At 61.1% G+C, this 19,417-nt stretch carries 17 protein-coding genes; 4 read left to right on the plus strand and 13 right to left on the minus strand.

What is annotated here, in order from left to right:
• The first annotated feature begins 3 nt into the window (after positions 1-3).
• Positions 4-945 carry a magnesium transporter CorA family protein gene (locus HX817_RS29950; protein WP_008430799.1) on the plus strand — a complete coding sequence of 314 codons (942 nt, stop codon included), beginning with the start codon at positions 4-6 and terminating at the stop codon, positions 943-945.
• A gap of 135 nt (positions 946-1,080) precedes the next feature.
• On the opposite strand, the gene map is transcribed toward HX817_RS29950, so the two are convergent.
• Positions 1,081-1,836, minus strand: coding sequence for a type I methionyl aminopeptidase (gene map, locus HX817_RS29955; RefSeq protein ID WP_177042233.1), 756 nt, complete (start codon positions 1,834-1,836; stop codon positions 1,081-1,083).
• Positions 1,833-2,036: a ParD-like family protein gene (locus HX817_RS29960; RefSeq protein WP_003215288.1), complete on the minus strand. Its 204-nt coding sequence runs from the start codon at positions 2,034-2,036 to the stop codon at positions 1,833-1,835. The genes map and HX817_RS29960 overlap by 4 nt, the downstream gene beginning before the upstream one ends.
• A gap of 258 nt (positions 2,037-2,294) precedes the next feature.
• Here HX817_RS29960 and ilvA point away from each other — a divergent pair, with 258 nt between their 5' ends.
• Complete coding sequence (gene ilvA / locus HX817_RS29965; RefSeq protein ID WP_177042235.1) at positions 2,295-3,314, plus strand: threonine ammonia-lyase, biosynthetic; 1,020 nt, start codon at positions 2,295-2,297, stop codon at positions 3,312-3,314.
• 505 nt (positions 3,315-3,819) lie between these two features.
• Entirely contained in the window at positions 3,820-4,095 is a 276-nt protein-coding gene (locus HX817_RS29970) for a DUF1652 domain-containing protein (RefSeq protein WP_003215295.1), read from the plus strand.
• 162 nt (positions 4,096-4,257) lie between these two features.
• Here the strand turns inward: HX817_RS29970 and HX817_RS29975 are convergent, their stop codons facing one another.
• Positions 4,258-4,518 (minus strand): DUF2790 domain-containing protein, encoded by a 261-nt coding sequence (locus tag HX817_RS29975; RefSeq protein WP_003215297.1) that lies wholly within the window; start codon positions 4,516-4,518, stop codon positions 4,258-4,260.
• Positions 4,519-4,796: 278 nt separating this feature from the next.
• Between HX817_RS29975 and aqpZ the strand changes: the two genes are divergently transcribed.
• Positions 4,797-5,489: an aquaporin Z gene (aqpZ, locus tag HX817_RS29980; RefSeq protein WP_177042236.1), complete on the plus strand. Its 693-nt coding sequence runs from the start codon at positions 4,797-4,799 to the stop codon at positions 5,487-5,489.
• Positions 5,490-5,491: 2 nt separating this feature from the next.
• Here the strand turns inward: aqpZ and HX817_RS29985 are convergent, their stop codons facing one another.
• The 10 genes from HX817_RS29985 to HX817_RS30030 form a co-directional block, all read right to left on the minus strand.
• Complete coding sequence (locus HX817_RS29985) at positions 5,492-8,158, minus strand: autotransporter outer membrane beta-barrel domain-containing protein (RefSeq protein WP_177042238.1); 2,667 nt, start codon at positions 8,156-8,158, stop codon at positions 5,492-5,494.
• Positions 8,159-8,316: 158 nt separating this feature from the next.
• A complete protein-coding gene (locus HX817_RS29990) occupies positions 8,317-9,255 on the minus strand; it encodes a carbohydrate kinase (RefSeq protein ID WP_177019829.1) in 939 nt (312 codons plus the stop codon).
• Positions 9,256-9,267: 12 nt separating this feature from the next.
• Positions 9,268-10,749 carry a xylulokinase gene (xylB, locus tag HX817_RS29995; RefSeq protein WP_134326704.1) on the minus strand — a complete coding sequence of 494 codons (1,482 nt, stop codon included), beginning with the start codon at positions 10,747-10,749 and terminating at the stop codon, positions 9,268-9,270.
• 146 nt (positions 10,750-10,895) lie between these two features.
• Positions 10,896-12,377 (minus strand): mannitol dehydrogenase family protein, encoded by a 1,482-nt coding sequence (locus HX817_RS30000; RefSeq protein ID WP_177042240.1) that lies wholly within the window; start codon positions 12,375-12,377, stop codon positions 10,896-10,898.
• Positions 12,378-12,395: 18 nt separating this feature from the next.
• On the minus strand, positions 12,396-13,499 hold the full coding sequence (locus tag HX817_RS30005; RefSeq protein WP_177042242.1) for an ABC transporter ATP-binding protein: 1,104 nt from the start codon (positions 13,497-13,499) through the stop codon (positions 12,396-12,398).
• Between the two features lie 37 nt (positions 13,500-13,536).
• Positions 13,537-14,367 (minus strand): carbohydrate ABC transporter permease, encoded by an 831-nt coding sequence (locus HX817_RS30010; RefSeq protein WP_003215312.1) that lies wholly within the window; start codon positions 14,365-14,367, stop codon positions 13,537-13,539.
• Positions 14,368-14,377: 10 nt separating this feature from the next.
• On the minus strand, positions 14,378-15,304 hold the full coding sequence (locus HX817_RS30015) for a carbohydrate ABC transporter permease (protein ID WP_003215314.1): 927 nt from the start codon (positions 15,302-15,304) through the stop codon (positions 14,378-14,380).
• Positions 15,305-15,500: 196 nt separating this feature from the next.
• Positions 15,501-16,811, minus strand: coding sequence for a sugar ABC transporter substrate-binding protein (locus HX817_RS30020; protein ID WP_003215317.1), 1,311 nt, complete (start codon positions 16,809-16,811; stop codon positions 15,501-15,503).
• A gap of 336 nt (positions 16,812-17,147) precedes the next feature.
• Positions 17,148-18,053, minus strand: a complete 906-nt coding sequence (locus HX817_RS30025) for an AraC family transcriptional regulator (RefSeq protein WP_003215319.1) — start codon at positions 18,051-18,053, stop codon at positions 17,148-17,150.
• A 71-nt stretch (positions 18,054-18,124) separates the two neighbouring features.
• Positions 18,125-19,408 carry a glycosyltransferase gene (locus tag HX817_RS30030; protein ID WP_177042244.1) on the minus strand — a complete coding sequence of 428 codons (1,284 nt, stop codon included), beginning with the start codon at positions 19,406-19,408 and terminating at the stop codon, positions 18,125-18,127.
• Between the last annotated feature and the right edge of the window lie 9 nt (positions 19,409-19,417).

Here is a 19,417-nt window from a genome sequence, read left to right on the forward strand (position 1 = left end):
GCGATGATCCAGCGCTTTGAATTAACCGATGGCAAGTTGTACAACAGCCTGGGGGACGGCGGGGATGTCTTGCTGTTCAGCAATCCTGACCCCCACGAGCGCAAGTACCTGCGCGACTGCTACAAGCTCGATGAACACGCCCTGGCTTCGGCGCTGGACCCGGACGAAGTGTCGCGCATCGAGTTCCACCCCGATAACCTGTTCCTGATCTGGAAGCGCCCGGAGAACTATTCCGGCGGCGGCAACCTGGTGTTTGAAGTATCGTCCTGCGGCCTGTTGTTTTCCGGGGACCAACTCCTGGTGATCGCCACCGACGACAGCCAGCTCTCCGGGCTGGGTGCGCGCCGGCCATTGCGCACGCCGCTGGATGTGTTGCTGGACTTGCTGCTCAACAACATCCATCACTACCTGGGCCACCTCAAGGTGATCAAGATGGTCGCCCGGGAACTGCAGCAGCAGTTCAATGCATCGATGAGCAATCGCCACCTGATGCAGATGTTCAACCTCAGCGAAAGCCTGATCTATTACATCAACGCCCTGCACAGCAACGGCGCGGTGCTGACGCGCCTGCGCAACCATGGGGAAAAGGAACATTTCAGCGCTGAAACACTGGGCCTGATCGATGACCTGATTATCGAGAACAACCAGTGCTACAAGCAGGCGGAGATTTACTCCAACGTGTTTTCCGGGCTGATCGACGCCCGGGGCAACCTGATGAACAACAGCATGAACAACCTGCTGCGCAAGCTGACGCTGATCAACGTGGTGTTCCTGCCGTTGAACCTGATCGCCAGCGTGGGCGGGATGTCGGAGTTCAGCATGATGACGGCGGGCACGCCGTGGTGGATTTCGTACCCGTTGTTCATGGCCGCGATGGGACTCGGGGCGGGGTTGATGGTGCTGGGGTTGAAGCGGATTGCGGGGAGTGGCGACAAGGCAGTATGACTAAAATCCTGAATATCACTGAGGTCTAAATGTGGGAGCGGGCTTGCTCGCGAAAGCGGTGGATCAGTCACTGTAGATGGCGACTGTCACACCGCTTTCGCGAGCAAGCCCGCTCCCACAGGGGATGTGCGCCATTCAGACGTCCGGCTGCAACGTCAACACCTCAAACCCATCCCGCGTCACCGCCACGGTATGTTCCCACTGCGCCGACAAGCTGTTGTCCCGCGTCACCACCGTCCAGCCATCCTTCAAGCTGCGCACCTTGGCGCTGCCCTGGTTGAGCATCGGCTCAATGGTAAACACCATGCCTTCACGCAGTTCGAGCCCGGTACCGGGGCGGCCGAAGTGCAGGATCTGCGGGTCCTCGTGCATCTCGCGGCCAATGCCATGCCCGCAATATTCACGCACCACGCTGTAGCCGTTGCTCTGGGCATGGTTCTGGATGGCGTAGCCGATATCCCCCAGGCGTGCGCCGGGCTTGACCTGGCGGATGCCGGCCCACATCGCTTCAAAGGTCATTTCCACCAGGCGCCGGGCCTTGGGCGAGACATTGCCGATCATGTACATCTTGCTGGAGTCGGCGATATAGCCGCCTTTCTCCAGGGTGATGTCGATGTTGACGATGTCGCCGTCCTTGAGCACGGCCTTGGCGCTGGGCATGCCATGGCACACCACCTCGTTGATCGAGGTATTGATGCAGAAGGGGTAGTCGTACTGGCCCAGGCTCGCCGGTCGTGATTGCAGGTCATTGCGGATGAAGGCTTCCACCGCGCTGTCGATCTCCAGGGTCGACTGGCCGGCGGCGACAAAACCGTCGAGCATGGTAAACACCTGGGCCAACAGACGGCCGGATTCGCGCATCACGGCAAGTTGCTCGGTGGTCTTGATCATTCGCTGCGCCCCCGGATCAGGTCGGGCTTGTCCAGCAACAGTTTGTTGATCAGATCGTTATAGGCCAGGTGGGGATTGAGTTCGGCGAGCAGGCCGATCTTGATCCAGAACTCGGCCTGGGCGTTGATGGAACGGTCCATGGTGGCGCTGGCCAGACGGAGTTGTTCGTGCAATTGGTCGGTGATCTTGACGATGCCCATGAGCTTCACTGTGCAGAGTTGATATACAAAGCGTATACGTTTCGTATGCTCTACGTAAAGCCTGGCGTTTCGCCATTGACTTGCCCGGTGGCGCCGGTTAATTTTGATTCATGACATTTCAAACCTTTCGTTGCCAGCCAAGCATTATTACCGCCATTCCTCATTTGGCGGGATAGCGCTCGGCTGTACCCAAACCCGCCCTAGAGGCGGGTTTTGTTTTTCCGTCTCCAGGGCCCTGCAAACACCCAGGAGACATCCATGAGTACCCGCCCCGCGAGCCAGCCCCAGGATTCGGGATTGCTTGAGCACTACGTGAAGAAGATCCTGGCCGCCCCGGTCTACGACCTGGCGGTGCGTACGCCGTTGCAGGTGGCGCCGGCGCTGTCGGCATTGCTGGGCAATCAGATCCTGCTCAAGCGCGAAGACCTGCAACCGACCTTTTCCTTCAAGATTCGAGGCGCCTACAACAAACTGATGCAGCTCAGTGCCGAGCAAAAGGCGCGAGGCGTGATCACTGCTTCTGCGGGTAATCATGCCCAGGGCGTGGCATTGGCGGCGCGGGAGTTGGGGATCAAGGCGACGATTGTCATGCCGTGCACCACCCCGGAGCTGAAGGTGTTGGGCGTGCGCTCCCGAGGCGGCGAGGCAGTGTTGCACGGGGCGAGCTTTCCATTTGCCCTGGCCCACGCGTTGCAACTGGCCGAGGCCACCGGCAGCACCTTTGTCTCGCCATTCGACGACCCGGACGTGATTGCCGGGCAGGGCACCGTGGGCATGGAAGTGCTGCGCCAACAGCAGGGCCCGCTGGACGCGATCTTTGTCCCCGTGGGCGGCGGCGGATTGATCGCCGGTATCGCGGCCTACGTCAAATACCTGCGCCCCGAAGTGCGCATCGTCGGCGTCGAGCCCGAAGGCTCCAGTTGCCTGCTGGCAGCCTTGCGCGCAGGGAGCCGGGTGGTGCTGCCAAGTGTCGACAGCTTCGCCGACGGGACTGCCGTGGCCCAGATAGGCGCCCATGGTTTTGAAATCTGCCGACACCACGTGGATGAGGTGATCACCGTCAGCAATGACGAACTGTGCAGCGCCATCAAGCTGATCTACGACGATACGCGATCAATTACCGAACCTTCGGGGGCGCTGGCGGTGGCGGGTATCCGCAAGCATGTCGCGAAGACCGGGATCCAGGGACAAACATGGGTGGCGATCAACTCGGGGGCCAATATTAACTTTGATAGTTTGCGACATGTTGCCGAACGAGTGACGGCTCAAGCAGATTAAACGTTTAATCTAATGAAAATTTAATGTTAGTCGCAGCCACCCGTTTGAATGGTGTTTATTTCCGCTGAAAATAGTTTCGGGAAGGCGCTTGTTTTTACAGTCTTTCAATTTGCATGACGCCAACCGGTGCTTATTGCAGGATGCATGAGTCGGTGGCCGGTATTTCGTTCGAATATGCCGATTTTCCTGGGCCTTGGCAGACCATGCCCGGCGGCATGTTTAATGCTTCATAAGATCCTGTTACAACTCTGAATGAGCAACAAATACCGCTGCTGATCCCCCAAACGAACGGGTTAATGGCGGTCTGCCACGTAACTTATATAAGTAACGTTGTCGCTTATGAGGAAAGGATCCAACGCAACTCTGAACGGCCTAGTAGGCTGGGTACGTGAAGCCGTCTGCCAGGGTTGGCAAGGCGCAAAAAGGTGAACGTCTCATCACGGTCGCCAGCAATAAGAATATTGATAACAATCGATTGGCAATCTCATAAAAGGAGAGGTCGGCCATGCTTTCGGATCTGGAACTACGCGGCATCATTGAAGGAAGTTTTCTGCCCAAGCGCTGTGAAGTCACCAAGGCGTCGGACGCCTCGCTGACGGTCAAGGTCTATCACGAGATCGATCATGACCGGGTCGACCTGGTGGTCACCGGCATTTGCGCCAACAAGCTCGACAGCAGTCGGGCGATCTGCAACTTGATTACCGAGTTGCGTGAAGACCTCAAGCATACCCACACCCAGGCCCCGGCCCTCAAACGAGCCGGCGCGCGTCCTTTCTATTAAACGGACGGTTGAGCTTCAGTCAGTGAAGACTTGCGGGCCTGGATAAATGCCAGGCCCAACGCCGTTTCCGTGATCCTTTCGGCCGTGAAGCGGCCGGCAAGGGTAACGCCTGGCGACCGCAGGAGCGAGCTCGCTCACCCCTGCAACGGCGCTGCAATCACATCAGTTCTGGAAATCACACGCCTCGGACATTTTGCGATAACCCACGTCCTGGACTTTCCCTTGGCTGTCCACGAACTTGATATCGGCATTGATCACTTTGCAGACATTGGTGTCGGGTTCGTGCATGGCAAGTACCTTCTGCACATCCATCTTCTCGCCGTAGTGGTAAGGCGTGATGACGGGTGCGGTGTCAGCCTGCGCCATCCCCGTTACAGCCGTCAGGGCCAGTGCAGCGCCGAGCATTAACGTACGCAGTTTCATGGTGTTTCTCCGCAAGTCGTTCGCAGGCTCAACAACGTGATGAGCCGCGGCCGCCCTGGGCAACGGCTGGAGCCGTGCGAGTGCGGTCGATTCAACTGTCGTCCCGGGGGATTAACCATCGATTAAGTGAGGCTTTACTGACAAAAGCTTCATCTTCAGCACCGTCGATATCTCGCGCGCTTTAACCGGAAAAGTCTGATACGAGCCGGTTAACCCCGCTTGCTACCGTCGCCGCCGGGTCCATCAATCGGATGGCGTTGGCATTGGGTGGAGTTGGTTTGCAAAAGAAAATCGCAGCAGAATTTCTTGGGACGTTCTGGTTGACCTTCGGCGGGTGCGGCAGCGCGATACTGGCCGCGGCGTTTCCGGAGCTTGGGATCGGCTTTGCCGGTGTCGCCCTGGCCTTTGGCTTGACGGTGCTGACCATGGCCTACGCGGTGGGCAGTATTTCCGGTGCGCACTTCAACCCGGCGGTGACCATCGGTTTGTGGGTGGGGCGCCGGATGCCGGGGGGGGACGTGGTGCCGTACATCATTGCCCAGGTGGCCGGTGCGATTGTCGCCGCCGCCGTGTTGGCGCTGATCGCCAGTGGCCGCCCGGGGTTTGAAGTGGGTGCTTTCGCCGCCAACGGCTATGGCCAGTTGAGCCCCGGGCAGTACAGCCTGCTGGCCGCGTTGGTGGTAGAGGCGGTGGCGACGTTCTTTTTTGTGTTCATCATCATGCGTGTCACCGGCCCGGGTGCGGCGGTCGGGTTTGCGCCGATTGCCATTGGCCTGACCCTGACGCTGATTCACCTGGTGGCCATCCCCGTCACCAACACCTCGGTCAACCCGGCGCGCAGCACCGGGCCGGCATTGTTTGCCGGCGGTGAATACCTGATGCAGTTGTGGCTATTCTGGGCGGCACCGATAGCGGGTGCGGTGGTGGGCGCCATCGTTGCCCGCGCGGTTACCTGCCCCCGGGAGGCGTGAGCCTACCAGCTCATGCGTACCCCGGCGTTACCGCTGAAACCCTCCAGCGTGTTGCTGTCCAGTTGGGTGTTGTAGTCCGCCGCCAGGTACACGCTGACGGTGGACGACAACTTGGCGACAACGCCCACACCGAGGTCGGCAGTGGATGACTTGTGATCGGTTTTAATCCGGTCCACGTCGTCGTAGGTCACCGTGTCACTGCCACCGAAGGTGCGCCAGGCGTTGGCTCGCACATACGGTTCGATCGGGGTGTTCTGCACCAGGTAACGCCCCTTCAGGCGTGCGCCGAGGCGGCCGGTCCAGTAGTCCTGGGAATCGAATGAAACCTTGGAGATGCCGTCATTCTGGTGGTCCATGTCAATCTGCTGGTTGATCACCTGCACCTGGGGTTCCACCACCCAGTGTTCGGAGACGGTAATCGGGTAGCCGGCTTCCGCCGAGAGGGCCAGGGCGTGGCCCTTGTTGTCGATCTTCACGTCACGGTCGGACTTGCTGTCACCGTCGAAGCGCGTGCCCATGGCCACCAGGTCAACGTACCAGCCCTTGGGATCGGTGAGGGTCCAGTAGGCGCCGAAGTTATCGCCATCCAGCTTGACCCGCCCGGAGCGGTTGTCCTGGAAGCCCATTGAAAAGCCCTTGATGTCACCTTGCAGGCGGCTTTGGCCGATGAACAGGCCGAAACGCTGGAGCTGTCCGCCGCTGGTCTCGGAGGCGTAGAGGTCATGGCCCACTTGATAGCCCTTGATGGAACCGTCGAAGCTCGGCGATACCGTACCCGACCAGCTCTTGTTGAAGTCACTGCCATAGGCACGGCCCCAGCCCGCCGGAACCGGTCCGGTCTCGCTGAGCAGGCTTTGTTCGCCCTGGCGGTCGTGGAAGGTGCCCAGGGCTTGCAGGGTCATCAACTGCGCGGCCGGGACGACCAACGAGTACACCGGCACCTCCAGGCGATACAACGGAATCGGCTCGGCCCCGGCGATGGCGGCAGGCAACACCGGGTTGCTCGCTGCCGACTCCGGCGAGGTGGCAGCCGCGACCTGGCTGGGCGGTGGAGCAGGGGGCTCGACCGGGGCGACGGGTTGCGCGGTCGGTGGCTCCACGGGCGGTTCATCCGGCGCGACCACGGGCGGCACTGGCGGAATCGGCGGCACGGGCACCACCACCGGTGGCGTCGGCGGGACAGGTGGCACCACCGGTGGCTGCACGGCGACCACCGACGAACGCAAGTACCAGTTATTTTCCGTGCCGGCGGTGGCACCCCCTTTGAACAGCAGATACTCATAAGCTCCGGCGGATACCGAGCCTTTCAGGGCAAACGCATCGGTGCTGCTGGTGGCGCCGTTGAGGGCTTGCACCACTTCGATCCCGCTGTTTTGCGTGAGACCGCCCAGGCCGCCGAGATTGCTCACGGTCATTTGTGTGTGCCCGCTGATGGTCCCGTCAGACACAATCAATTTGTCGGTGGCCGAGTTCTCGTCGCCCAGCACGGTTTGCAACCAGAGCTGCCCATTGTTGCCGACGTAGTTGCCGTACACCGTCAACGTATCGGTGGCGCTGTTGCTGCGGCTGGTCATGTCGATGGTGCCGGCATTATTCAGGGTGGCCAGTGCGCCTGCGGTGTAGGGGCGGATACTGCCTTGCGTCACGCCCAGGGTGCTGCTGCCATCGATGTTGAAGGTGCCGGTATTGCTGGCACTGTCGCCGAGGAAAAAGTCGCCGGCCAGGTCGAAACGCGCGTTGTTGTTGAGGTTGACCGTTTCCCAGCCGATATAGCGGGCGGCGGTGCTGGAAGTGGTGTTGTCGAAGGTCAGTTGGTCGTTGCCCAGGCCGCCGTCAATCGAAGGCGTAGTGCCGAGCAGGTTTTCGTCGAGGCCGCTGAGCAGCGCAGTGTCGTCGCCATCGCCCATCAGCACCGCGGACTTGATCTGGCCGCCATTGAGCCAGTTGAGTGTGTCGTTGCCGACACTGGCGCGGATCTCGCCGTTGATCACGCCGCCACTGACGGTAATGCTGTCGTTGCCGCCACTGGTGCTGATATTGCCGCCGATGCCGCCGCCGGAGACGATGATGGTATCCGTGCCGAAACCGGTCACCAGGTTGCCGAGGATCGACCCGCCGGACATGTCGTAGATGTTGTTGTCGAGCTTCATGTCGACCCGCCCGATGGTGCCTGCGGTTTGCCGGGCCACGTCGCCATCCTCGAAAGCGCCGACGATGGTGCCGCCGGTCATCAGGAACGTGTCGCGGCCATCGCCCTGGGCCAGGGACTGGATCTGCCCGCCGCTCATCACGAAATCATCGATGCCGTTGCCCTGGGAAACCGCACCGGTCACGGTGCCGGCGCTGATCTGGAAGCGATCGGCACCGTCGCCCTGGGTGATACTCCCGACAATGCGCCCGGAATTGATGTCGACAAAATCAGTGCCGGCGCCGAAAGTGATATTGCCGTTGATGGTGCCCGTGCCGCCTGCGGGCAGAGTCAGGGTGTTATTGCCGGCAAGGTCCGTAAGCCCAGTCGGACTGCTCCCGCTGTCGCAGGTGTAGGCATCGTTGCCAGGACCCGGGGTGAGCACGCAAGCCGCCAGGGCTTGTTGGGGGGCCAGGTAATGCAGTGAGAGGATGCCGACAGCCAACACGGCGCGAGGCTGAAAAGTCCGTTTATTGCGCATGGATCCTGCCCTGTTTTTGTTATAAAAACTGCACATGTTTCTTGGGTCTAGTACAGTTTTTTACACAATGCAGGATTTTCGGACAGATAACCGCAGGGCTGTAAGCCACGTGATACGTGGCTTACATAGTGGCATATTGATTTTTTGCCGCGTATTTATCAGTCCAACTGACGACGATAGGGCAGGTCCGGACCGGTCTTGCTGCAGGTGAGTGCCGCGGCGCGGATAGCGAAGGTGAGCATGCTGCTGATCTGCTCCCGGGTCAGCTGTTGCAGGCCCTCCACCGAGTCCAGTTGCTGCTCGGTCAGCCAGGCAATCAACGCGGCCTGGAAGGTATCGCCAGCCCCAACCGTGTCCGCCATGACCACCTTGACCGCCGGGGCCGACCAGCTACCGTGCTGGCGGCTGAACACCGTCGCGCCGTCGCCGCCGCGGGTCAGGAACACCAGTTGGCAACGGTGCTGCAACCAGCCCTGCAGGACGCTTTCCGGTGTTTGGCCGGGGTAGAGCAGGTGCAGGTCTTCGTCACTGACCTTGATCAGGTCGGCATGCTTGACCAGCTCGGCCACGCGGGCGCGCCACAGCTCGATGTTCGGCTCCGGGTTCAGGCGTACGTTGGGGTCGAGGCTGATCAGGCGCTTGCCGCTTTCCCGGCGTACCAGGGCCAGCAACGTGTCGGCAATCGGCTGCACCACCAGTGAGAACGAGCCGATGTGTACGCCACGCACTTCGTCGCCCAACGCCGGTAGATGCTCAAGTTGCAACTGGCGGTCAGCGCAGCCTTCACCGCGAAAGCTGTATTGCGGTGAGCCATTGGCGCCCACGGCGACCATTGCCAGGGTGGTGGGCGCTGAGAATTCCACGAGGTAATCCTCGCCCACGCCTTCGTCCTTGAGCACCTGCAACAGGCGTCGGCCCAGGTAGTCGTCGGAGATCCCGGCGAAAAAGCCCGCGTCGATTCCCAGTCGACGCAAGCCTACCGCGACGTTGAACGGCGAGCCGCCGGCAATCGCCTTGTAATTGACCCTGGATGCCTTGCCGCTGGCATCGTCCTCGCTGAAAAAATCAAACAGCGCTTCGCCACATACCAAATACATATTCGTTCGCTCTTAAAGGGATGCCACGTGCTGTTGATAACGCTCATAAGCCTGCTGGTAGGCGCTGACGCTGCCGGCATCCGGCAGTGTGCGGCTGGCTGCGTCGACGCTCACGCAGCGCTGGCACAACTGCGCCAGGCTTTCACCGGACTGGCACCACGCGGCCTGGATTGCCGCACCCAGGGCTGCGGCTTCGCTTTGTTCGGTGCAGACCACTTCGGTGTTCATGATATCCGCGACCATCTGCCGCCACACCGGGCTTTTCGAGCCGCCGCCGATCAGGCGGATGCTCTGGCTTTGCAGGCCGGTCTGGCGCAGCAGGTCCAGGCCATAGCGCAAGCCGAAGGTAGTGCCTTCGACCACGGCGCGGCACAGGTTGGCGCGGGTCAGATTGGTCATGGTCAGGCCGTGCAGGCTGCCGGTGGCGTGGGGCAGGGCGGGCACCCGCTCGCCATTGAGGAACGGCAGCATGCTCACGCCGTCGGCGCCGATCGGTGCCTGGGCCACCAACCCGTTGAACGCCACCAGATCCAGGTCGAACAGCTCGCGGATGACCCCGGTGGCGTTGGTCAGGTTCATGGTGCAGATCAACGGCAGCCAGCCGCCGCTGGATGAACAGAAAGTCGCCACCGACGCCTGCGGGCTGACATTGGCCTGATCGGCAAAGGCGTACACGGTACCGGATGAGCCCAGGCTCATGGTGATCACGCCGGGGGCGATATTGCCGGTGCCGATGGCGCCCATCATGTTGTCGCCGCCGCCGCTGGACACCCGGGCGTTCGGGTTGATGCCCAGGCGCTCGGCGATGGCTGGCAGGATGGTGCCCACTGGCTGGTTAGCCTCGATCAATTCGGGCAGCGCAGCTTCCAGGCGCCCGTCGGGATCGATGTGGCGCAACAGTGCCAGGTCCCATTCACGGGTGCGCACGTTGAAATAGCCGGTGCCGGAGGCATCGCCGTATTCGGCGCAGGCGCGGCCGGTGAGCCAGTAGTTGAGGTAGTCGTGGGGCAGCAGGATATGCGCGATGCGTGCGAACACCTCCGGGTGCTGTTCGCGGGTCCACAGCAGCTTGGACACGGTGTAGCCCGGCGCGATGGCCACGCCGAGGCGTTCCAGGGAGCCGCTTTCACCGCCCAGGTGTTGCAGCAGGCGATCATTTTCCGGCGCGGTTTCGGTGTCGCACCACAGCTTGGCGGGGCGCAACACCTGGCCTTGGTCATCCAGCAACACCAGGCCGTGTTGCTGGCCGGAAACGCCGATGGCGAGGATGTCCTGGCCGTCAACCCCGGCCTGTTGCAAGGCGCGGTGAGTGGCTTCGGTAAACGCGTCCAGCCACTCCTGGGTGTGCTGTTCGCGGCGGCCATTGGCACCGCTGATCAGCGTGTGGCTGGCGGCGCCCAGGCCCAGGACTTTGCCGCTGCTGGCGTCGAGGACAATGGCCTTGGTGCCCTGGGTGCCGCAGTCGATGCCGAGGTAGAGGTTTTGCTGGGTCATGGTAGGTCGCTCAGCATATTGTTATGGAGAACTCGGTCAATGTGGGAGCGGGCTTGCTCGCGAATAGGGTGTGTCAGTTATGCAAATATTGACTGATCCACCGCTTTCGCGAGCAAGCCCGCTCCCACATTTTTGATTCGGTTCCGTCAGTTGAGATTGGCGAGCAGCCGCTCCAGCGTTTTGCTCACACCCACATCCTGCAGGCTCTCGAAACACCGCTCAAACGCTGCCACAAACTCGGGCGAGTTGGGAATAGCCGTACCAAAAATCTCTTCCACCCCCAGCAGCCGCTTGCTGATCAACGCAACTTCCGTCACCAGCCCCTGGCAAAACTCGGCGCGAGGGTCTGGAATGCGGTAGATCACCCCATTCTCATCCACGCCTTTCAAGTACAACGCCCAGGCCGCCACCACCAGCGCAGCACGCTCGGTCTCGCGACCATCGGCAATCAGGCGGTTGATGGTCGGTACGGTGAACTTGGGAAACTTCGACGAACCATCGGAACACACGCGCTCCAGCTGGTCGGCAATCGCCTGGTTGGAAAAGCGGTCCACCAGGGTCTGCTTGTATTCGGTCAGGTCGATACCCGGAACCGGCGCCAGGTTGGGCGTGACGTCCAGGTCCATGTAGGCGCGCATGTAGGCCACGAACAACGGGTCGTTCATGGTCTCGTGGACGAAGCGATAGCCCTTCAGGAAGCCCAGGTACGTCAATGCCAGGTGGCTGCCGTTGAGCAGGCCGATCTTCATCTCTTCATACGGTGTCACGTCGTCGGTGAACTGCACGCCCACCGTCTCCCACGCCGGGCGGCCGTTGACGAACTTGTCTTCCAGCACCCATTGCACAAACGGCTCGCAGACCACCGGCCAGGCGTCGTCGATGCCGTGATCGTCATGCAGTTGCAGGCGGTGCGCGGTGCTGGTCATTGGCGTGATGCGGTCGACCATCGCATTCGGAAAGCTCACGTTGGCCTTGATCCACTCGTGCAGGTCAGCGTCATGCAGCGCGGCGAAGGCCAGCAACGCCTTGCGAGTCACGGCGCCGTTGTGGGGCAGGTTATCGCAGGACATCACGGTAAATGCCGGCACCCCGGCGGCCCGGCGCTGGGTCAACGCCGCGCAGATAAACCCGAACACGGTTTTCGGCGAGCCCGGGTTGGCCAGGTCATGCTGGATCTGCGGCAGGTGGGCCATGAACTCGCCGTTGCTGTCGTCGATGCAGTAGCCGCCTTCGGTGATGGTCAGCGAGACGATGCGAATCTGCGGGCTGGCCAGCTTGTCGATCAACGCCTGGGCGCCGTCTTCGGCCAGCAGCATGTCGCTGATGGAGCCGATCACGCGCACTTCGGTGTCGTCGGTGTCGCCCAGTTCATACAGGGTGAACAGGTAGTCCTGGCCGGCCAGGTCGTCCCGGGCCTTGCGGTCTTCAGCCCGCAGGCCCACGCCGCAAATGCTCCAGTCCAGGCCGACGCCGGTATTCATCAGAGCATCGGTGTAATACGCCTGGTGGGCGCGGTGGAACCCGCCAACGCCGATGTGCGCGATGCCCTGGCTGGTATTGGCAATCGCATAGGCCGGCAGTTGCACTTCGGGCGCCAGTTGCGTGAGGTTTTGCTTGTTCAGTTTCATCGGGAAATTCTCGCGAAATCAGGCGGCGGCGCGCAGTGGGCGGGCCACGGCAACACCCTCAGCGTCGAACAGATGGCATTGGGTCGGGTCCAGGTACAGCTGCAGGGTCTCGCCATATTGGCTGGCCATGTCGCCACGGATCCGCAGGGTCAACGGCTCCTTGCTGGCGGTAATCACATGGCAGAAGGTGTCGCTGCCGAGGCGCTCGCCGACGTCGGCGGTGACGGTCAGGGTGGCTTGCCCCGGCGCGGCGATTTCCAGGTGCTCCGGGCGAATGCCCAGGGTCACGGCGCTGCCGACGCTCAAGGTCGCGCTGCAGAGGGGCAGGCTGATGCGGCCGCCGGCGTCCAGTTCGACTTCGCAGCTCTGTGGGTCAACGCGAGTGACCTTGCCCTTGAGGAAACCCATTTTCGGCGTGCCCAAAAAGCCTGCGACAAACAGGTTGGCCGGCTGGTGATACAGCTCCAGCGGCGAGCCCACCTGTTCCACGCGGCCGCTGTTGAGTACGACAACCTTGTCGGCCAGGGTCATGGCTTCGACCTGGTCGTGGGTCACGTAGATCATCGTGGCTTGCAGCTCTTTATGCAGGCGCGACAGCTCCAGGCGCATCTGCACCCGCAGGGCGGCATCGAGGTTGGACAGGGGTTCGTCGAACAGGAAGATCTTCGGGTTACGCACAATCGCACGGCCAATGGCGACACGCTGGCGCTGGCCGCCGGACAACTGCTTTGGCTTGCGCTCAAGCAAAGGGCCCAGCTCCAGGATACGTGCTGCTTCGTTGACCTTGCTCTCGACAATCTTCTTGTCGACGCCGGCCAGGTCCAGGGCAAACGACATGTTCTTGCGCACGCTCATGTGCGGGTACAGGGCGTAGGTCTGGAACACCATTGCCAGGTCGCGCTTGGCCGGGGTGACCTCGGTGATGTCGCGGCCATCCAGCTCGATGGTGCCTTCGGTGACTTCTTCAAGGCCGGCAATCAAGCGCAGCAGGGTGGATTTGCCGCAGCCCGACGGGCCGACGAACACCACGAATTCCTTGTCGTTCACCTCAAGGTCGATGCCCTTGATGATGGAGAAGCCTTCGAAGCCTTTTTGCAGATTCTTGATTTTCAGGTTGGCCATGATGGGCCTCCGCTTCTAAATATTTTTGAAGGAGCCGTTACTTCACGGCGCCGAAGGACAAACCGCGGACCAGCTGTTTCTGGCTGATCCAGCCAAAGATCAGGATCGGCGCACAGGCCAGGGTCGACACGGCAGACAATTTGGCCCAGAACAAACCTTCGGGGCTGGAGTAGGAGGCGATCAACGCGGTGAGCGGCGCGGCATTGGACGAGGTCAGGTTCAGCGACCAGAACGCCTCGTTCCAGCACAGGATCAGCGACAGCAACACCGTGGAAGCCAGGCCGCCCTTGGCGATCGGCAGCAGCACCCGGACCATTTCCTGCCACAGGGTGGCGCCGTCCAGGCGGGCGGCTTCGAGGATGTCCTTGGGGATGTCCTTAAAGTAGGTGTAAACCATCCAGACCACGATCGGCAGGTTGATCAGGGTGTAGATGATGATCAGCGCAATGCGCGTATCCAGCAGGCCGAAGCTCTTGGCCAGCAGGTAGATCGGCATCAGTACGCCCACCGGCGGCAACATCTTGGTGGAGAGCATCCACAGCAGCGTGCCCTTGGTGCGCTTGGTCTCGTAGAACGCCATGGAGTAGGCGGCCGGTACCGAGATCAGCAGGCACAGGGCGGTGGCGCTGAAGGAAATCAGCACCGAGTTCCAGGCGTAGCTGAAGTAGTTGCTGCGCTCGTTGATGTGCAGGTAGTTCTCCAGCGTCGGCGTGAAGATGAACTGCGGCGGCGTGGCGAACGCGTCGATTTCGGTCTTGAAGCTGGTCAACACCATCCAGAAGATCGGGAAGAAAATCAGGATCGCGATGGCCCAGGCCAGGGTGCCGAGCAGTACGCTTTGCAGGCGGCGGGATTGTTGAAGCGTCATGGCGCGGCCCTCAAGGCTTGTCAGTCAGGTTTTTGCCGATCATCCGCACCAGGATGATCGCCGCGATATTGGCGATGACCACGGCAATCAAGCCGCCGGCCGAGGCCATGCCCACGTCGAACTGCACCAGCGCCTGGTTGTAGATCAGGTAGGCGAGGTTGGTCGAGGCGTAGCCGGGGCCACCGTTGGTGGTGGTGAAGATTTCGGCGAACACCGAGAGCAGGAAGATGGTTTCGATCATCACCACCACGGCAATCGGGCGCGCCAGGTGCGGCAGGGTCAGGTGCCAGAAGATCGCGATGGCGCCGGCACCGTCGAGGCGGGCGGCTTCCTTCTGTTCCTGGTCGAGGGACTGCATGGCGGTCATCAGCAGCAGGATCGCGAAGGGCAACCACTGCCAGGACACGATGATAATGATCGACAGCAACGGGTAATGGGCCAGCCAGTCCACCGGCTGGGCGCCGAACAGCTTCCACACGTAGGCGAGGATCCCCGACACCGGATGGAAAATCAGGTTCTTCCAGATCAGCGCACCGACGGTGGGCATGATGAAGAACGGTGAAATCAGCAACACCCGCACCAGGCCGCGACCGAAGAACTCGCTGGCTTCCAGCAGGGCGCTGATCAGTACGCCAAACACCACGCTGATCAGCAAGACGCTGCCTACCAGCAACAGGGTGTTGGTGGCGCCGGGCAAGAAGCCCGAGTCGGTGATGAAGTAGGTGAAGTTCTCCAGCCCCACGAACTGGTTTTCGCCGGGGTAGAGCAGGTTGTAGCGAATCAGCGAGAAGTACAGGGTCATGCCCAGCGGCACGATCATCCACAGCAGCAACAAGGCCACCGAGGGGCTGACGAGGAACCAGCCGGGGTTGATCAGGCGGCTTTTACGCGGCTTGTCCGGCGTAGCGGTTTGCACTTGGGCAGTGGTGGTATTCATGGTGATCAGGACCAGTCAGGTACATGCAGAGCGAGAGTCGAAGCGCGGCCAATGTGGGAGCTGGCTTGTGTGGGAGCTGGCTTGCCTGCGATGGCATCCCCCCGGTTTAACTGACAGACCGAGGTGTCTGCATCGCAGGCAAGCCAGCTCCCACCAAGAGCCTCCCACATAAAGCATTTACGGTGGTGAGACCGCTTTACTTGGGATAACCGGCCCGCTTCATTTCGCGTTCGGTGAAGGTCTGTGCATCCGCCAGGGCTTTTTCGGCGGTGGAGCCACCGGTCAGTGCGCTGGAGAAGAACTTGCCGACCTGGGTACCAATCGCCTGGAATTCAGGAATGGTCACCAGCTGGATGCCCACATACGGCACCGGCTTGGCCGACGGGTCTTTCGGGTCGGCGACTTTCAGCGATTCCAGCGTCACCTTGGCAAACGGCGCGGCCTTCATGTATTCGTCGCTGTAGGTCGATTTGCGGGTACCTGGCGGTACGTTGGCAATCCCGTCGGTCTTGGCGACCAACTGGCTGTATTCCTTGGAAGTGGCCCAGGTGGTGAACACCTTGGCAGCGTCCTTGGCTTTGGAACTGGTTGGAATCCCCAGGGACCAGGAGTACAGCCACGAAGTACCTTTGTCGGTCTTCTCGTGGGGGGCAAAGGTGAAGCCGACGTGGTCAGCCACTTTGCTTTGGGTCTTGTCGGTCACGAACGAGCCGGCGACGCTGGCGTCGACCCAGATCGCACACTTGCCGCTGTTGAACAGCGCCAGGTTTTCGTTGAAACCGTTGCTGGAAGCGCCCGGCGGGCCGGATTTCTTCATGTTGTCGACGTAGAAGTTCAGTGCGTCTTTCCACTCTGGCCCGTTGAATTCCGGTTGCCACTTCTCATCGAACCAGCGTGCACCGTAGCCGTTGGCCAGGGTGGTGATCAGCGCCATGTTCTCGCCCCAACCGGCTTTGCCCCGCAGGCACAGGCCGTACTGTTCCTTGTCCTTGTTGGTGAGTTTGGCGGCGAATTCGCCAATCTGGGTCCAGGTCGGGTGCTCGGGCATGGTCAGCCCGGCGTCCTTGAACAGGTCGGTGCGATAGTAGGTGATGGAGCTTTCGGCGTAGAACGGCAGGGCGTACAGCGAGCCCTTGACGGAAAGGCCGTCACGCACGGAAGGGAAAACGTCGTCCAGGTCGTAGGAAGCAGGCAGGTCCTTCATCGGTTCCAGCCAGCCTTTGGCGCCCCAGAGTGCAGCTTCGTACATGCCGATGGTCAACACGTCGAACTGTCCGCCCTGGGTGGCGATGTCGGTGGTGAGGCGTTGGCGCAGGACGTTTTCTTCGAGTACCACCCAGTTCAGCTTGATCTCCGGATGCTCGGTCTCGAAGGTTTTCGAGAGCTTTTGCATGCGGATCATGTCGCTGTTGTTGACGGTGGCAATGGTCAGGGTTTGCGCGCCAAGACTGACGGCGCTGAGGGTCATGCAGGTGCAGGCAAGCAGAGCTTTGGCTGTGAACTTCATCGCGCACTCCATTTCTGCGCCCAGGGGCTGCAGAAGGACAGTTATTGTTGTTGTGTCTTCCACGACAGCTGGAAGAGTGTGCGTTGATTACAGCCTTCAATTGACGTGCTGACAAATCCTTGGGAGCACTTTTACTGATACTTTTTTGCACTGAGGCGGAAAATTGCTGAAACGATTCGCTGGGAGCGATCGGCTTCCTGCGTGAGCGCGATGCAAATGTGGGAGCGGGCTTGCTCGCGAAGGCGGTGAATCAGCCGACATTTGCGCTGCCTGACACACTGCATTCGCGAGCAAGCCCGCTCCCACACAAGCGGGTTCCCACAGGAACGCGCGTTTTCAGGCGAGGTTCTGCTCGGTCAAGCGCTGCACCGCCAGGCGCCGGTAGTGCGAGGGGGTCATGCCCTTGAGCTGCTGGAAGCGGCGGTTGAAATTGGAGATGTTGTTGAAGCCTGACTCGAAGCACACATCGGTCACGGCTTTGTCACCATCGGCCAGCAGCTCGCAGGACTTGCTGATGCGCAGGCGGTTGACGAATTCGATGAAGGTGCGGCCGGTGGCTTGTTTGAACACGCGGGAGAAATAGGTGGGTTTCATGCCGAGGTATTCGGCCACCTCTTCCAGGGACAGCTCCCGCGCGTAGTGGGCAAAAATGTAGTCCACCGCGCGGTTGGTGCGGTCGATGCTGTGTTCGTCCGCCAATTGCGGCGTGGTCACGCCGGAGAGCAGCTGGTAGTCCTCGCAGGCACTCAGCACTTCCATCAGGATAAAGAAGTGCCCCAGGCGCGCCATGCCCTGGGCGTCCTCGATGCGCTGCATCAGGGTCATGGCCTGGGCGATGGTCTTCTTGCAGCGAAATTCGATGCCGTATTGCGCCCGTTCCAGTAGTGGCGCCAGGGTCTTGAGCTCGGCAAAGACATGGCTGCCGCCGTCGAACAGCTCGTCGGTGAAGTTCACCAGCATGTCGCGCTTGGGCACCACTTCGTCCTCGGCCACCTGGCTGATCCAGTTGTGGGGCAGGTTGGGGCCGGTGAGGAACAGGCTTTCCGGGTAGAAGTTGCCGATGTAGTCGCCGATAAACACCTTGCCGGAGCTGGCAACGATCAGGTGCAGCTCGTATTCCTTGTGGAAATGCCAGCGCACCAACGGGCACGGGAAGCCGTGTTGGCGATAGATGATGGACAGACCGTTGTGATCGTCCATCAGCTCGTAGGAAGGATCGGTGATTCTCGCTGCTCGGGTCATGCTGCAGTCGCTTTATTGTGGTTGCGAAAAGGATAATGCCCCCTTGCGCGCCACCTCGCCAGCGTCTGTGTCTACAGCGTACGGTTTTTCGCCTCGATCCACTGCGCCATGTACTGGGTACTTTTGTGCAGGTGGTGGCGCAGCATGCTGCCGGTGAAATTGTTCCGACGGTGCTCGGCCAACTGGCGGCGGCACTGCTCCAGGCGCTCCACCAGGGCCGGGCCGTGGAGGTCGTGGGCGTAACGGCGGGCCAGTAACTGCCGGCCATCTTCCTGGGCCTGGGTCCAGCGTGGCGGGTCTTGATACAACGCAACCGCCGCAGCCGCCAGTGCACTGGCGCTGTGTTCGACCACGCCGGGCCACGGTTCGCCCATGGCTTCGGCGCCAATCGGTGTGGTAACGCTGGGTGTGCCGCAGAGCATCGCGTCGGCCAGCTTGCCCTTGATCCCGGCACCAAAGCGCAGTGGCGCCAGGCAGATACGCGCAGCGCTCATGACCTGCAATGCATCCTCGGCCCAATTCATCAAGTGGAAGCCCTGGGCCGGGTTGTGCAGCGCGGTGGCCTTGGGTGGCGTATAGGCGCCGTACACGTGAAGTTGAGCGCCGGGCAATTGCTGGCGGATCAGCGGCCACACACTGTTCTTCATCCACAACACCGCATCCCAGTTCGGCGCATGGCGGAAATTGCCGATGCTCAGGAAGTGGGCACGGTCCTCAAAGGGGGCAAAGGCTTCGGTGGGCGGCGCCAGCATCAGCGGGCACCAGTGGAGCAGGGCAGCGGGCACCTTGAAGTGTTCGGTCAGCAACTGGATTTCCACGTCGGAGATCATCAGGCTGATGTCGCAGCGGTAGATCGCGGCGATCTCGCGCTTGGCCAGGTCGGTATCGGCCATGTCATCGAATTCGGCGGCCAGGTCCCGGCTGAACAGCGCGTCGAAGTCATCAGCTTCGGGGTGCGCCTTCAGGAAATCCTTGAGGCGCTGGTGGCGGGCATCCCGCAGGCTTTGCAGGTCGGATGCTTCCAGCACCCGAAGAGCATTCGGGCAGGATTTTTCCACGCGCCAGCCGAACTGTTCTTCCATCATGAAACGGTCGAACAGCACGATATCCGGAGCCAATTGCTGGATAAACGCGTCGAAACTGCTGTTATTCAACTCGATCGCGCATTCGCGAATGCCCAGGGCGGGCAGGTCGGCCTTGTGTTCGCCGGTGACCGCCGGGCTGCTGAAGGTGATGTCCCAGCCTTGGGCCAGGAAACTCTCCAGAATCTGCATCATGTGCCCGCTGGCCGCCGAGGAGCGAGGCTCTGGCCAGACGTAGCCAATGACCAGGACTTTGGTGGCGGGCTGATTCATCGACAACGG

This window comes from Pseudomonas sp. C6002, assembly GCF_013385805.1.
Classification (GTDB): Bacteria; Pseudomonadota; Gammaproteobacteria; order Pseudomonadales; family Pseudomonadaceae; genus Aquipseudomonas.